Annotated in this window: 1 protein-coding gene; it reads left to right on the plus strand. The window is 44.5% G+C overall.

Going from position 1 to position 779, the window contains the following annotated elements; all coding sequences use genetic code 11:
- Positions 1-321: 321 nt before the first annotated feature.
- The coding region (locus KIV40_RS33455) for a di-heme oxidoredictase family protein (protein ID WP_285353715.1) at positions 322-779 on the plus strand (458 nt) is incomplete at its 3' end.

Here is a 779-nt window from a genome sequence, read left to right on the forward strand (position 1 = left end):
TGAACAAAACTATCGTTGCGCTTGTTTCTCAAACTGCAGCTATTGAGCGTGCAGCAGGCATCATCGGCATCGATAGCCTAAACCCAGACACAGCTGACCACGAGTTTTAATCACTTGTGAAGTCTTTCAATATTGATAAGGGCTCGTTTGAGCCCTTATTTGTTGAAGGCTGATATGTTCTAACACTGAATTAACCTAAGTACTCAACCGTCGAAGTCCGTTAATAGATGTTGTCGAGCCACTCTAATCTGATGAACCCAAGTATTAGCAAATAAAAAGCACAACTAAGCTAATCACTCACTAATTTAGCAAAGGCAATGTATGAAGTCGTATCTATCCGCCTCGTTTTTAACCGCACTGTTTTTCGTTTCTCCATTACAAGCCCATGATGTTTATTCTGGCGGTAAGACGACCGTCAAGAAAGAGGGACCTAACGCATTCTCTCTACCAGCAGCTAACTTGCCAATGACCAAGCGCCTCGATTTCAGTGTAGGTAATAGCTTCTTTAGAAATCCTTGGGTTCCAGCACCATCATCAACGGATGCTCGTGATGGCTTAGGGCCCCTGTTTAACACCAATGGTTGCCAAAACTGTCATATTAAAGATGGCCGAGGTCATGCTCCTGAGAAAGGAGATGAAAATGCCGTTTCGATGTTGGTACGACTCAGTATTCCAGCTGAAACACCAGAGCAGAAAACGGCTTTCATCCGTGACGGTGTGATCCCAGACCCAACCTATGGTGGCCAACTCCAAGATTTTGCGATTCAAGGTGTTAAGCC

It is taken from the genome of Vibrio sp. D173a, assembly GCF_030248475.1.